This is a genomic window from Cyanobium sp. Aljojuca 7D2 (genome assembly GCF_024346415.1).
Taxonomy (GTDB): domain Bacteria; phylum Cyanobacteriota; class Cyanobacteriia; order PCC-6307; family Cyanobiaceae; genus Cyanobium_A.
The window spans coordinates 12493-26737 of sequence record NZ_JAGQCX010000007.1 but is presented as its reverse complement, the minus strand read 5'-3'; the positions used below and the strand labels follow the sequence as shown (position 1 = coordinate 26737).

The 14245-nt window shown below is 65.6% G+C and carries 13 protein-coding genes; 9 read left to right on the top strand and 4 right to left on the bottom strand.

Going from position 1 to position 14245, the window contains the following annotated elements:
- Positions 1–41 precede the first annotated feature (41 nt).
- From KBY57_RS08450 to KBY57_RS08415, 8 genes are all read left to right on the top strand, one after another.
- Positions 42–398: an AIR synthase gene (locus KBY57_RS08450; protein ID WP_254995427.1), complete on the top strand. Its 357-nt coding sequence runs from the start codon at positions 42–44 to the stop codon at positions 396–398.
- 65 nt (positions 399–463) lie between these two features.
- On the top strand, positions 464–838 hold the full coding sequence (rpsL, locus tag KBY57_RS08445) for a 30S ribosomal protein S12 (RefSeq protein WP_094560087.1): 375 nt from the start codon (positions 464–466) through the stop codon (positions 836–838).
- 110 nt (positions 839–948) lie between these two features.
- A complete protein-coding gene (rpsG, locus tag KBY57_RS08440) occupies positions 949–1419 on the top strand; it encodes a 30S ribosomal protein S7 (protein ID WP_094560088.1) in 471 nt (156 codons plus the stop codon).
- Positions 1420–1529: 110 nt separating this feature from the next.
- Positions 1530–3605: an elongation factor G gene (gene fusA, locus KBY57_RS08435; RefSeq protein WP_254995426.1), complete on the top strand. Its 2076-nt coding sequence runs from the start codon at positions 1530–1532 to the stop codon at positions 3603–3605.
- A 39-nt stretch (positions 3606–3644) separates the two neighbouring features.
- Positions 3645–4874, top strand: coding sequence for an elongation factor Tu (gene tuf / locus KBY57_RS08430; RefSeq protein ID WP_254995425.1), 1230 nt, complete (start codon positions 3645–3647; stop codon positions 4872–4874).
- Between the two features lie 130 nt (positions 4875–5004).
- Complete coding sequence (gene rpsJ / locus KBY57_RS08425) at positions 5005–5325, top strand: 30S ribosomal protein S10 (protein ID WP_006910513.1); 321 nt, start codon at positions 5005–5007, stop codon at positions 5323–5325.
- 102 nt (positions 5326–5427) lie between these two features.
- A complete protein-coding gene (locus tag KBY57_RS08420; RefSeq protein ID WP_254995424.1) occupies positions 5428–6075 on the top strand; it encodes an LON peptidase substrate-binding domain-containing protein in 648 nt (215 codons plus the stop codon).
- Positions 6076–6113: 38 nt separating this feature from the next.
- Positions 6114–7094 carry a methyltransferase domain-containing protein gene (locus KBY57_RS08415; RefSeq protein WP_254995423.1) on the top strand — a complete coding sequence of 327 codons (981 nt, stop codon included), beginning with the start codon at positions 6114–6116 and terminating at the stop codon, positions 7092–7094.
- Here KBY57_RS08415 and pheA read toward each other — a convergent pair.
- The gene (gene pheA / locus KBY57_RS08410) at positions 7078–7905 is read right to left on the bottom strand and encodes a prephenate dehydratase (RefSeq protein WP_254995422.1); all 828 of its coding nucleotides are present in this window, start codon (positions 7903–7905) and stop codon (positions 7078–7080) included. The genes KBY57_RS08415 and pheA overlap by 17 nt on opposite strands.
- 69 nt (positions 7906–7974) lie before the next feature.
- Between pheA and KBY57_RS08405 the strand changes: the two genes are divergently transcribed.
- On the top strand, positions 7975–8487 hold the full coding sequence (locus tag KBY57_RS08405; RefSeq protein WP_254995421.1) for a DUF1997 domain-containing protein: 513 nt from the start codon (positions 7975–7977) through the stop codon (positions 8485–8487).
- Here KBY57_RS08405 and KBY57_RS08400 read toward each other — a convergent pair.
- From KBY57_RS08400 to KBY57_RS08390, 3 genes are all read right to left on the bottom strand, one after another.
- Positions 8453–9142, bottom strand: a complete 690-nt coding sequence (locus KBY57_RS08400) for a ribonuclease HII (RefSeq protein WP_254995420.1) — start codon at positions 9140–9142, stop codon at positions 8453–8455. The two genes, KBY57_RS08405 and KBY57_RS08400, sit on opposite strands and share 35 nt — an antisense overlap.
- Entirely contained in the window at positions 9090–11138 is a 2049-nt protein-coding gene (locus KBY57_RS08395; RefSeq protein WP_254995419.1) for an Rne/Rng family ribonuclease, read from the bottom strand. The genes KBY57_RS08400 and KBY57_RS08395 overlap by 53 nt, the downstream gene beginning before the upstream one ends.
- 424 nt (positions 11139–11562) lie before the next feature.
- Positions 11563–14223, bottom strand: a complete 2661-nt coding sequence (locus KBY57_RS08390; protein ID WP_254995418.1) for a TIGR03960 family B12-binding radical SAM protein — start codon at positions 14221–14223, stop codon at positions 11563–11565.
- Between the last annotated feature and the right edge of the window lie 22 nt (positions 14224–14245).

Below are 14245 nucleotides of genomic sequence, written 5' to 3'. Positions count from 1 at the left end.
GTCCTGCCAAAGTGGAGGGCCGACCACCTCCCGAGCCCGCCATGCCCAAGGGTCACAGCCTGCGCGTGACCGCCGCCGCCGCAGCTGAGCTGGGGCGCCAGGCTGCCGTGGCCGGCACGCCCGGGATGATGCACCTCGACTTGGTGGAGGGCAGCTGCGAGCGTTGGGCCATCCGGCTGCGACCCGGCCATCTGGCGGGAACGCCGATCGCCCGCGCCGATGGCATCACCCTCTACGCCCCGGCTGAGCAGCTGACCCTGCTCACCGGTTTGAGCCTCGACTATCGCGGCGACATCAGCGGAGGCGGCTTTTTGGTGCGCCCCGGCGAAGGGGTGGTGAGCTGCGCCTGTGGCACCGCATTCAGCCGGGGAGGGGCGAGCCGACAGGCGACCCAGTAAGGTGACGGATTGTCGAAATCGGTCGGACGTCCGACCAATGTTCTCCGACCAGATCCCGGCCCTCGATGCCCACCATTCAACAGCTGATCCGTACTGAGCGCCAGAGTCTTTCTCGGAAGACAAAGTCGCCTGCCCTGCGCTCTTGCCCCGAGCGCCGTGGTGTCTGCACCCGCGTGTACACCTCCACTCCGAAGAAGCCGAACTCGGCCCTTCGCAAGGTGGCTCGCGTGCGCCTCACCTCCGGCTTCGAGGTGACGGCCTACATCCCCGGCATCGGCCACAACCTCCAGGAGCACTCTGTGGTGCTGATCCGCGGAGGTCGCGTCAAGGATCTGCCCGGCGTGCGCTACCACATCATTCGGGGCACCCTGGACACGGCTGGTGTGAAGGATCGCCGCCAGTCCCGTTCCAAGTACGGCGCCAAGACGCCGAAAGCCTGAGTTGACGTTGATTCAGCCGGTCAAGCCGCTGAATCGCTGCCAACTGCCTACCGGGCACCCGCCTGGGTCCCTGGTCCATTCCCCCCTCGTCCTTCCCGCTCCGGTCGACCATGTCTCGCCGCAATGCCGCCGAGAAGCGCCCCGTGCTTCCCGACCCTCAGTTCAACAGCCGCCTGGCCTCGATGATCGTGGCCCGACTGATGAAACACGGCAAAAAATCCACAGCCCAGCGCATCCTCTCGGACGCGTTTTCTCTGATCAACGACCGCACTGGCTCAGATCCGCTTGAGCTGTTCGAAACAGCCGTCCGCAACGCCACGCCCCTGGTGGAGGTGCGTGCCCGACGCGTAGGTGGCGCCACCTATCAGGTGCCGATGGAAGTGCGCCAGGAACGCGGCACCGCCATGGCCCTGCGCTGGTTGGTCAACTTCTCCCGGGCCCGCAACGGGCGCAGCATGGCCCAGAAATTGGCCGGCGAGCTGATGGATGCGGCCAATGAAGCCGGCAGCGCCGTTCGCAAGCGGGAAGAAACCCACAAGATGGCCGAAGCCAACAAGGCCTTCGCCCACTACCGCTACTGATTCCCTTCAGTTGCCCTTCAAGCGGCTGAAGTCCTGGGCGGCTTCAGCCCCTGCAGACCCAGTCTGTAGAGTGACGCCCTCGTTTTGTAGACCTCTCGGAGACCTCCCTCGTGGCCCGCGCCTTTCCACTGGAACGCGTAAGAAATATCGGTATTGCCGCGCACATTGATGCGGGCAAGACCACCACAACTGAACGGATTCTCTTCTATTCAGGCGTGGTGCACAAGATGGGCGAGGTGCACGACGGCGCCGCTGTCACCGACTGGATGGAGCAGGAGCGCGAGCGGGGCATCACCATTACTGCTGCGGCCATTTCCACCAGCTGGAAAGACAACCGCATCAACATCATCGACACCCCTGGTCACGTCGACTTCACGATCGAAGTGGAGCGCTCCATGCGGGTGCTGGACGGCGTGGTCGCCGTGTTCTGTGCCGTCGGCGGCGTTCAGCCCCAGTCGGAAACCGTGTGGCGCCAAGCTGATCGCTACAACGTGCCTCGGATCGTGTTCGTCAACAAGATGGACCGCACCGGTGCCAACTTCCTGAAGGTTTACGAGCAGATCAAAGATCGCCTTAAGGCCAATGCTGCCCCGATCCAACTGCCGATCGGCGCCGAAGGCGAGCTGAAAGGGATCATCGACCTGGTGCGCAACAAGGCGATCATTTACACGAATGATCTCGGCACAGACATCATCGAAAGCGAGATTCCAGCCGATATGAAGGACGAGGCCCAGGAATGGCGCCTCAAGCTGATGGAATCGGTCGCCGAATCCGACGAAAGCCTGATTGATGTCTTCCTCGAAAACGGCGAGCTCACAGAGGAGCAGCTGATCAAGGGCATCCGCAACGCCACCATTCATCACGGCATGGTGCCGATGGTGTGCGGCTCGGCCTTCAAGAACAAGGGTGTGCAGCTCGTGCTCGACGCCGTCGTCGACTACCTGCCCGCTCCTGTCGACGTGCCGCCGATCACCGGCCTGCTGCCTGATGGCACCGAGTCGAACCGCCCCTGCGACGACAGCGCCCCCTTCAGCGCCCTGGCCTTCAAGGTGATGGCCGACCCGTACGGGAAGCTCACCTTTGTGCGCATGTATTCGGGCGTGCTCAACAAGGGGAGCTACGTACTGAACTCCACCAAAGACAAGAAAGAGCGCATCTCCCGCCTGATTCTGCTCAAGGCCGATGACCGGGAAGAGGTGGATGAGCTGCGCGCCGGCGACCTGGGCGCCGTCCTGGGCCTCAAGGACACCACCACAGGCGACACCCTCTGCGTCGAGTCCGATCCGATCATTCTCGAATCGCTGTACATCCCCGAGCCAGTGATCTCGGTGGCCGTGGAGCCGAAAACCAAGGGCGACATGGAGAAGCTCTCCAAGGCACTCCAGTCCCTGTCGGAGGAAGACCCCACCTTCCGGGTCTCCACCGATCCGGAAACCAGCCAGACCGTGATTGCCGGCATGGGCGAACTCCACCTGGAAATCCTGGTGGATCGGATGCTGCGCGAATTCAAGGTGGAAGCAAACATCGGCGCCCCCCAGGTGTCGTATCGCGAAACCATTCGCTCCAGCTCCAAAGGCGAAGGCAAATTTGCTCGCCAAACCGGTGGCAAGGGCCAATACGGCCACGTGGTGATCGAAATGACCCCGGGCGAGCCGGGTTCAGGGTTCGAATTCGTCAACAAGATTGTTGGCGGCATCGTTCCCAAGGAGTACATCGGCCCCGCTGAAGCCGGCATGAAGGAGACCTGTCAATCCGGCGTGATTGCAGGTTTCCCCATGATCGACGTCAGGGCGACCATGGTCGACGGCTCCTATCACGACGTCGACTCTTCGGAGATGGCGTTTAAGATCGCTGGATCCATGGCCTTCAAAGACGCCGTCAAGAAGTGCAATCCTGTACTTCTTGAGCCGATGATGAAGGTGGAGGTCGAGATCCCCGAGGATTTCCTTGGATCGGTCATCGGCGACCTCTCATCCCGTCGCGGCCAGGTCGAAGGGCAGTCCATTGACAATGGGCAGTCCAAGGTCCAGTCGAAAGTGCCCCTGGCCGAGATGTTCGGCTATGCCACCCAGCTCCGATCCATGACCCAGGGTCGGGGTATTTTCTCGATGGAGTTCAGCCATTACGAGGAAGTTCCTCGCAATGTGGCTGAGGCCATCATCTCCAAGAATCAGGGCAATTCCTGATCTCTCCTCTACCCGTTAACCCCCCGATTCTTTCCACTCATGGCACGCGAGAAGTTCGAAAGGAACAAGCCCCACGTCAACATCGGCACCATTGGCCACGTTGACCATGGCAAAACCACCCTGACGGCTGCCATCACCAACGTGCTGGCATCCCAAGGCATGGCCAAGGCCCAGGCCTACGACGAAATCGATGGTGCCCCTGAAGAGAAAGAGCGGGGGATCACCATCAACACCGCGCACGTCGAATACGAAACCGGCAAGCGTCACTATGCCCACGTGGACTGCCCCGGTCACGCGGACTACGTGAAGAACATGATCACCGGTGCTGCCCAGATGGACGGCGCCATCCTGGTGGTGGCCGCCACCGACGGCCCGATGGCCCAGACCAAGGAGCACATCCTGCTGGCCAAGCAGGTGGGCGTGCCCGCATTGGTGGTGTTCCTCAACAAGAAGGACATGGTCGACGACGAGGAGATCCTCGAGCTCGTCGAACTGGAGATGCGTGAACTGCTCAGCAGCTACGACTTCCCCGGCGACGACATCCCCGTGGTGGCTGGTTCAGCTCTGAAGGCTCTGGAATACATCCAAGCTGGCAACAAGGCTGAGCGTGGCGCCGACGAGTGGGTCGACAAAATCCTCGACCTGATGGATGCCGTCGACGAGTCGATCCCCGAGCCCGAGCGCGAAATCGACAAGCCGTTCTTGATGGCCATCGAAGACGTCTTCTCGATCACCGGTCGTGGCACCGTGGCCACCGGTCGGATCGAGCGCGGCAAGGTGAAGGTCGGCGAGACCGTGCAGATCGTGGGGATCAGGGACACCCGCGAAACCACCGTCACCGGCGTGGAAATGTTCCGCAAGCTGCTCGACGAGGGCATGGCCGGCGACAACGTGGGCCTGCTGCTGCGCGGTGTGCAGAAGGAAGACATCGAGCGCGGCATGGTGCTTGTCAAGCCCGGCTCCATCACCCCCCACACCAAGTTTGAGGGTGAGGTGTATGTGCTCAAGAAGGAAGAAGGCGGCCGCCACACCCCCTTCTTCGCTGGCTATCGCCCTCAGTTCTACATCCGTACGACCGACGTGACCGGCCAGATCACGGCCTTCACCTCCGACGACGGCGCCAACGTGGAAATGGTGATGCCCGGTGACCGCATCAAGATGACCGGCGAGCTGATCTGCCCGGTGGCCATCGAGCAGGGCATGCGCTTCGCCATCCGTGAAGGCGGTCGCACCATCGGTGCCGGCGTGGTCTCCAAGATCCTCGCCTGAGCCTGAGGTAAGTTTCATGGGGTGGGTCCACCGGACTCACCCCTTCCCAGCACCTCGACAATCCAGCTCCATCAGCCCTCCGGCTGGCCAGGCTTGAGCCCCTTGACGACCGTTCCGAGTCTGATCTCCCATGTCCACCGCCATTGCTCAGCAGAAGATCCGCATTCGCCTGAAGGCGTTTGATCGCCGCATGCTGGATCTCTCCTGCGAAAAAATCATCGAAACCGCCGATCACACCGCTGCCACGGCCATCGGCCCCATCCCCCTGCCCACCAAGCGCAAGATCTACTGCGTGCTGCGCTCGCCCCACGTCGACAAGGACTCCCGCGAGCACTTCGAAACCCGCACCCACCGGCGCATCATCGACATCTACAGCCCTTCGGCGAAAACGATCGACGCGCTGATGAAGCTGGATCTGCCCAGCGGCGTCGACATCGAAGTCAAGCTCTGATCCCCGGATCAGGGTTCGAGCCTCCAGGTTCTTTGCCCCTGTCACGCCAGCGCGTGGCGGGGGCATTTTTTCTAGGATGGCTAGGCATCTCCTGATCAAGCCATGGGTGAACTGGCCGTACGGGAGCTGCCACTGTTTCCCCTACCAGACGTGGTGCTCTTCCCCCAGGAAGTGCTGCCACTGCACATTTTTGAGCCTCGTTACCGCATGCTGCTGCGCACGGTGATGGCCGGTGACCAGCGTTTTGGGGTGGTGCGCTTGGATCCCCAGACCCAAACCATGGCCGAAGTGGGCTGCTGTGCTGAGATCCTGCACTGCCAAACCCAGGATGACGACCGCAGCAACATCGTGACCATGGGTCAGCAGCGCTTTCGCGTGCTCGACATTGTGCGCGAGGCACCCTTTCGGGTGGGTCTGGTGAGCTGGATTGAAGATGACCCCGAAGCCGGCCCTGCCGAGCTGGATGAACTGGCCGGCACGGTCGGTCAGGCCCTGCGGGACGTGGTGGAGCTCACGGGCAAGCTGATCGGCAAACCCGCCAGCCTGCCCAACGACCTGCCCGAACTCCCCCGGGAACTGTCGTTCTGGATCGGCGCCCACCTGGGTGGTCCCGTGGCGGACCATCAGCAGGCTCTCCTGGAAATCACCGACACCGGCGAGCGGTTGCGCCAGGAATACGAGCTACTCGATCAGACCCGCCGGCAATTGGCCGCCCGCACCGTGCTCAAGGACACGTTCCAGCCCCAGTAATCCCAGCCCAAGTAATCCCAGCCCCAGTAAGCGGCTTCATGACCCTCTTCAGCTGGCCCCTGGCCGCCACCATCGGGGCTGGAGCCCTCCTTGCCGCGGCCATCGCCGTGGCCATCCGCGTCTGGCTGCAGCGCAGGCGCCGCTACGAATCCAGCGCCAGCGTGGCCGACGCCTACGACCGCTGGACCAATGACCAGCTGCTGGAACGCCTCTGGGGTGACCACATCCACCTGGGCTACTACCGCAATTCCGGGCGCGCCCGAAATGGGCACCAGGACTTCCGCGCCGCGAAGGAGACCTTCGTGCATGAATTGGTGCGCTGGAGCGGCCTGGACCGGCTGCCCGCCGGGTCGACGGTGCTCGATGTGGGCTGTGGCATCGGCGGCAGCGCCCGCATCCTGGCCCGCGATTACGGTTTCAACGTGTTGGGCATCAGCATCAGCCCAGCCCAGATCGCCCGGGCCACAGCGCTCACGCCAGACGGCCTCAGCTGCCGCTTCGCGGTGATGGATGCCCTGGCCCTGGAGATGGCCGACGCCAGCATCGACGCAGTGTGGAGCGTGGAGGCCTGCCCCCACATGCCCGACAAGCAGCGCTACGCCGATGAGCTGCTGCGGGTGGTCCGACCCGGCGGCCTCCTGGCCGTGGCCGACTGGAACCGGCGCGACCCCGCCGATGGCGCCATGACCCGCCGGGAGCGCTGGGTGATGCGCCAGTTGCTGGAGCAGTGGGCCCATCCCGAATTCGCCAGCATCCGCGGCCTCCGCCAGCACCTTGAAAAGAGTCGCTACGCCGGCGGGATGGCTGTGGACACCGATGACTGGACCCGGGCCACCCTGCCCTCCTGGATCGACTCGATCGCCGAAGGGGTGCGCCGGCCTGGGGCCATCCTCGGGTTGGGGCCTGGTGCTGTGGTGCAGGGCCTGCGGGAAACCCCCACGATCCTGCTGATGCACTGGGCCTTTGCCACCGGGCTGATGCAGTTCGGCGTGTTCCGCGGAGTCAAGCCAGGTTGGTGATCGGGTAGGCACCGAACAGGGCCAGGTGCTCACAGAGGGGGCCCAACTCGGCGAGGGCCGCCTCAAGGGGCGTGGGGCCCTCGGACAGTTCCAGGTCGACGAAAAAGATGTATTCACCCATCTCCCGTTTCGACGGCCGCGATTCGATGCGGCTCATATTCAGCCCGCGCTGGGCAAAACAGCCCAGTGCCTCGAGCAGGGCCCCGGGCTGGTTGGAGTGGAGCGAGAAGGCGAGGCTGGCCATAGGCCCCTCGGCAGCGCGCTCCCCGCGGCGCAGCAGCAGGAAACGGGTGCAATTGCCGGCTACATCATTGATCGGGTAGGCCAGCTCCTGCAGGCCGTGCTCCGCAGCGGCCTGCCTTGAGGCCACCGCCGCCCGGAAGCGGCTGCCGGCCACCATGCGGGCGGCTTCGGCGGTGGAACTGGTGGGCAGCTGCAGGGCCTGGGGCAGGTGTTCAGACAGCCACTGGCTGCACTGGGCAAGGGCCTGGGGGTGGGAGAGCACCTCACTGACCCCCTCAATCGGACCACTGCCCAGCAGGGCGTGGCGGATCGGCAGCACAAGGGCACGAGCCACCGTGAGATCCGGATGCTCCCAGAGCGCATCCAGACAGGCCGTTACGCCTCCCTCCACCGAGTTTTCCACCGGCACCACGGCGGCATCACAACTGCCCTGGGCCAGGGCCTGCACCACGGCCCGAATCCCGAGTTGGGGCACCAGCTCGGGGTTGGCGATGCCCTCGAGCTCCGCCAATTGCCGGGTTGCCTGCTCGCCGTAGGTGCCGGCCGGGCCGAGGAAGGCAAAACGCATCGTTTCCAGAAACCGAGGAAAGCCCCCGACGGAGAGCCGATAGGATCATGACGCGCCGGCCCGCAGGCCATGCCCCTGGCCTTCAGCGCCAGTCAGCAACTGCAACTTGACGTGAGCGTCCAGCCCGAACGGCTGGCCTCCTACCTGCAGGATCAGGACCGCGTCGTGAAGGCCCTACTCGACCCGAGCCAGCTCGAGCCCATCGGGCTCGGACGCTACCGCTATACGGTCACCCAGCTGCAGGTGTTCCAACTGCAGATCCAGCCGCTGGTGGACCTGCGCACCAGCCTGGAGCCAGGGCGGATCGTGCTGGAGGCCACCGATTGCGAACTGGAGGGGCTGGGGCTGGTGGACGATTTCCAGCTCACCCTGGGCTCCTGGCTGGCGGCGGGAGCCCGTGGACTGGAAGGCGAAGCCACGCTCGCGGTGGCGGTCAGCCAACCGCCCCTGTTGAAACTGATTCCAGCCAAGGTGCTGGAGGCCACGGGCCGTTCGCTGCTGGCGGGCATCCTGCTGGGCATCAAGGGCCGGGTGGGCCAGCAGCTGCTCAGCGACTTTCAGGACTGGTGCCAGGAGCACTGAGGGTCAGCCGACCCAGAAAGCTGAGGCGGTGCAGGGGGGTGGGTCCCCATTGCGCCAGCGCCGCACGGTGCTGGGCCGTGCCATAGCCGGAATGGCGCTCCAGGCCGTAGCCGGGGTAGCGCTGAGCCAGGGCGGTGATCAGGGCGTCGCGAGCCTGCTTGGCCAGCACGCTGGCGGCCGCAATCGCCAAGCAGTGGCTGTCGCCGCGCACCAGGGTGGTTTGCTCGCCGCTCCAGCCCCGCAGGGGCAACACCCCATCGACGATCACCAATGCGGGTGAGCGGGGCAGCTTCTGCAGGGCACGGTGCATGGCCCGCTCGGTCGACAGCCGGATGCCATGGCGATCGATCTCCGCCGCCGACGCCTGGCCAAGGGCCCAAGCCGTCGCCCACTGCTCGATGGCCGGCACCAGCGCCGCACGACGACGGGCGGTGAGCTTCTTGCTGTCGGTGAGCCCCAGATCGCCCAAGGGGGCCAGGGCGGCGGCGGGCAGCACCACGGCAGCGGCGAAGACCGGGCCAAACAGGCAACCGCGCCCCACCTCATCCACTCCAGCGCACTGGGCCGGATCCCGGCCTTGCCAGGGATCCGGCAAGGCCAACTCAGCTGGAGGCGGAGGAGCGGCGGCGGCGGCGGCGGGGTTCCCCGGAGTCATCCAGCTCGGGCTCCACAACCGCAACGGCAGTGGAGGTGGCCCCGGTCTTGGCGATCGTCTTGGCAGCTGAGGCTGCCACCGAACTGCGGGTGCGTCCGCGGCGGGCCGGCACCTCCACCTCCGGAGGGGCAATGCTGGTGGTGGTGGGCACCGACACCGTTACCACCGTTTCCGGTTCGCTGAGTTCAGGCAGCGGCGTGATCTCGACCGGAGCTGGAGCAGCCGCTGCCGAGCTGCTCAGCAGCTGGCCAGTGCCGTTGGATGTGGCTTCACCTGCCTGGGAGTCGGACGTCGCGGAGCCACCGCCCCGACCACCCCGCCCGCGCCGGCGACGGGAACCACTCGCCACCAGCTGCTGACGGGCTTCCTCGAGCACCTCATCCGCATCGACGCCGGGACGCACCACCCGCACCACAACGTTGTCGCCGCTGGGGAGTTGCTCCAGCAGCAGGGCGGGGTTGAGGCCCATCCAGCCAAACACCAACTCCTGGTCGGCATCCATCGGCACGGCCACCAGCTCGTGGTCGAAGCGGCGCGGTGCCGGCTCCGTGCTGGCAGCGGCACTGGCCCGCGGGGCCTCAACGGAGACGGGGGTCTCAAAGCCATCCAGCGCACTGGTGGTTTCGGGCAATTCGCCGCCACCACGGCCGCCGCGACCACCGCGGCGGCGACGGCCAGATCCGGCCTCGGGGGTGCCAGGACTGAGCACCTCAGCCCGGGCCGATGCCGCTGAGCGCACAAGGCCGGTGAGGGTCGCCAGGGGCTGGAGGGTGTCCTTGCCGGGCAACACGGCCACATGGCCCAAGCCACCGCAGCTGGGGCAAGCACGCCCGAACAGCTCGTAGATGTTCTGGCCCTGGCGCTTGCGGGTGAGCTCCACCAAACCGAGCTCGGTGAGCTGGGCGATCTGCGGCCGGGCGGCGTCGTCGCGCACGGCCTGGGTGAAGTGCTCCAGCAGCTGCAGCTGATCGCGGCGCGACTCCATGTCGATGAAGTCGATGATCACCACGCCGCCGATGTTGCGGAGCTTGAGCTGGCGGGCGATCTCCACGGCCGCCTCACAGTTGGTCCAGAGCACCGTCTCGCGGGAATTGGCGGAGCGGGTGAACGAGCCAGAGTTGACGTCGATGACGGTGAGCGCCTCGGTGGGCTCGATGATCACGTAGCCGCCAGACGGCAGATCCACCCGCGGCTTGAGGGCATCGCGAATGGCGGCGTTGACCTTGAAGTGCTCGAGGATCTCCGACGACTCGGTGTGGGCCTCCACCAGCACGTTGGTGTGGTCGGAGCCCAGGAAGGCATTGGCCCGGGCAACCGCCTCGGGGGTATCGACCACGACCCGCACCAACTCCGGGCTGTAGAGATCGCGCAGCACGCGATGCACGAAGTCTTCGTCGCGGTTGAGCAGCACTGGTGGGTTGGCACTCTCGGCAGCGGTCTGGATGCCCTCCCACTGGCGCAGCAGGGTTTCGAGGTCGTCGATCAGCAGCTCTTCACTGACCCCCTCGGCTTCGGTGCGGATCAACAGACCCGCCCCGGGCGGCTTGATCAGCACCCCGAGGGCCCGCAGACGGTTGCGTTCGTTTTCGCCGTTGATCCGGCGGGAGATGTTGACGCCCTGGCCCTGGGGCTGCAGCACCAGAAAACGCCCGGGCAGGGCGAGGTTGCCGGTGAGCCGGGGGCCCTTGGTACCCGTGGGCTCCTTCATCACCTGCACCAGCACCTTCTGGCGGGGCTCCAGCAGCTCGGTGATGCCAGCGGCACCCTTGCGCAGCCGCAAGGGGCCTAAATCGGTGACATGAATAAAACCATTTTTCTCGCTTTCGCCGATGTTGACGAAGGCAGCATCGATACCCGGCAACACGTTTTCAACGGTGCCGAGGTACACATCTCCGATCTGATAGCGGCCCTGGGCCACCACCAGTTCATCAACACGTTCGTCGTTGAGAACCGCGGCGATCCGCAGTTGCTCGGCAATGACGATCTGCTGGGGCATGGGGAAAGGGAAAGGGCCCGATGGGCCCGACCAGGGGTGAAAGCAGTGAAAGGATCTGGCTGAAGCAGATCTGAGGCTGGACGAGGCGGAACCGGATAGGGCTCAGCCGATCCCGGATGAAGCAATGCGGATAAAAAATGCAGTAGGGCTGTGATCAGCCCTTCAAATCAAGCGGCCTGAACTGAAATGGCCTGAAGCAACCGAGATGTCGGAGAAACCGGACAGCCCGGGGGCGTTGCTGCGAAAATGCTGTTCTGAATCAGCCGCGCATCAACTGCCGCGGAACAACTTTCAGGAATGGAACTTCTTGAAAGCGGTGGGGCGAAGACTGGGGCAGGGTTGCCCGGGGGCGGTGAAACCAGCGAACCTGGCTACCGGCAGCAGTTGGCATCCGAGAAGCGTCGGATTCAACGAGCTATTCGCCTTAAGACGAAATTAGCACGGGCTTCAGGAGCAAGGCCTGGCGGCGCAGGGCTGTCAGGGTCAGGGATTGGCCCAGGCACTCAGCGATCCAGTGCTGCACCTGCTCGGGCCGCAAACTGCGGCCCGAGGCATCGATCGCCGCCCGCAAGCTGCACCGTTGAACGCCGTCTGTTCCTGACGTCATTTGCAGCTCCAACAGAAAGGGGCGGCAGTCCCGGCTGCGGGGGCGGCCTTTTTTATCCGTGTCCTGCCAGATCAAGCTCTCGGCAGCCAGCAGCGAGGCGCGCGCCTGCTGCCACTGCTCCGGCGTTACGTGCTCTCCCGCTTCGGGCTGAAGCACGAAGCTCCACTGGGCGGCCTCCAGCTCCTGGGACAAGCTCACCCCAAACACGGGGACCCGGGCCGCCGAGAGCAGCTGGAATTCGGAGGGAAGCTGCGGTTGCAGCTGCTCCCGCACCGCCGCCGGATCCACCGCTTGCGTGAACTCCAGGTCGAGCCACTCCCCATCCCCCTCCACCCCCAGGGGCAACGGCAGGGCCAACTGCAGGCGCGGCAGGGGATGGAAGCCACCGGTGAAGCTCACTGGCAACCCCGAACGGCGCAGGGCCCGCTCCAGCATCCGCAGGGTGTCGAGGTGGCTGATCAGGGCTAGGGAGCCGGTTTTGGTGAAACCGATCCGCAGCCGGTCCACCCGCTCGCTGGCCGGGGCGCGCTGGGGCAACGCGGCCGGAATCGCCGGCGGCGGAATCACCACGTTGTGGCCAAGCTCCGGACCACACACGCCGCAACTGCTGCATCCCTCGAAAGAACAGTCGGGCACCACCGCCGCGGCCAGGGCCCGCTGCAGATCTTCGGCCAGCCAGCGCTTGTCGAGTCCGGAATCGATGTGGTCCCACGGCAGGCTCTGGCGGCAGAAGGCCTCCAGATCCGCCGTCTCCATCGCCTCAGCCGCACTCCAGGCGCCGAGCTCCAGCTGGCGGTAGCGGCCACCCAGGCCGGCAGCCTCGATCGCGCCGGTCCAGGCGGCGTAGCTGCGCTCGGCCGACTCAAACCAGGCATCCAGCCCCGCCCCAGCCCGCCAGGCTGCCTCAATCACCGCAGCGAGGCGCCGGTCGCCGCGGCCCACAAAATCTTCAACCGCCGAGAGGCGCACATCGGTGAAGTTGGTTTTGAGGCCGCGCAGCTGACGCAAGGCCCGGCGCAACAACTCCTGACGGCGCCGAAACTCCTCGGTGCTGACGCTGTGCCACTGGAACGGCGTGTGGGGCTTGGGCGTGAAATTGCTGATCGTCAGATTGAGCTCCAGCCTGCCCAGATCCGCGCATTGCCGCTGCAGGGCCTGACAGGTGTCGGCGATGCCGAGCACGTCGGCGTCGGTTTCCCCCGGCAGGCCGATCATGAAATAGAGCTTGACCTTGCGGTAGCCGTTCTCCATGGCCGTGCGGATGCCGGCCAGCAGCTCGGCATCGGTGAGTCCCTTGTTGACGATGTCGCGCAAGCGCTGGCTGCCGGCCTCCGGCGCAAACGTGAGCCCGCCCTTGCGCGCCCCGCCAATGATGTGGGCGATGTTGGCGTCAAAGCGATCCACCCGCTGGCTCGGCAGAGTGAGGCTCACGTTCTTGTCGGCTAGCCGGTTGCGCAGCTCGACGCCCACCGCCGGCAGGGCCAGGTAGTCGGAGCAGCTCAGCGACAGCAGCGAGAAGTCGCTGTAGCCGGTGCGGCGCATGCCCTCGTCCACCGCTTCCACCACCGCCTCGGGCTCCACGTCGCGGGCGGGGCGGGTGAGCATGCCGGGCTGGCAGAAGCGGCAACCGCGGGTGCAACCGCGGCGGATCTCCACCGTGAGCCGGTCGTGCACCGTTTCGATGTGGGGCACCAGGCCCATGGCGTAGTGGGGCATGGGCGTGGCGGTGCGCCGCTGCACCCGAGCCGGGGCGCCTGGTTCGAGCAGCTCGAGGCTCACCCCATCGGGCCCGGGGCCGTAGAGGCTGGGCACGTAGACCCCCGGCACCTGGGCGAGATCCCGCAGCAGCGCTCGGCGGCCCAGACCGGCTGCCCGGGCTTCAGCCACCACCAGGCCGATCTCCGGCAGCAGCTCCTCGCCGTCGCCAAGAGCCACAAAGTCGAAGAAGGCGGCGAAGGGCTCGGGGTTGCTGGTGGCGGTGGGCCCGCCGGCAAAGATCAGCGGTGGCGCCGCCGGGTGGCTCAGGGGCAGATCGCCCCGGTGGGCGGCATGGATCGGGATGCCGGCGAGCTCCAGCATCTCCAGGATGTTGGTGCCGCCCAGCTCGTAGCTGAGCGAGAAGCCGAGGATGTCGAAGGCCGCCAAAGGCCGGCGGCTCTCCACTGCAAACAGGGGCGCGCCGCGCTCCCGCAGGCGGGCGGCGAGATCGGGCGCAGGCAGATAGCTGCGATCGCACAGCTGGCCGGGAACGCTGTTGAGGATCGAATAGAGAATGATGTGGCCGCTGTTGCTGGCCCCCACCTCGTAGACCTCGGGGTAGGTGAGCGCCCAGCGCACCCCGGCTGAGGGCCAGTCGGCGTCCCAATCCCGCTCGCGGACGCCCAGCTCATTGCCGAGGTAGCGAGCGGGCTTGCTGATGCCCAGGTCGACCAGGGCGGCGAAATCGATAGGTGCGTCGACGGGAACGGCGACGGTCACGGGCGCTGGCGGCTGGGGTGCA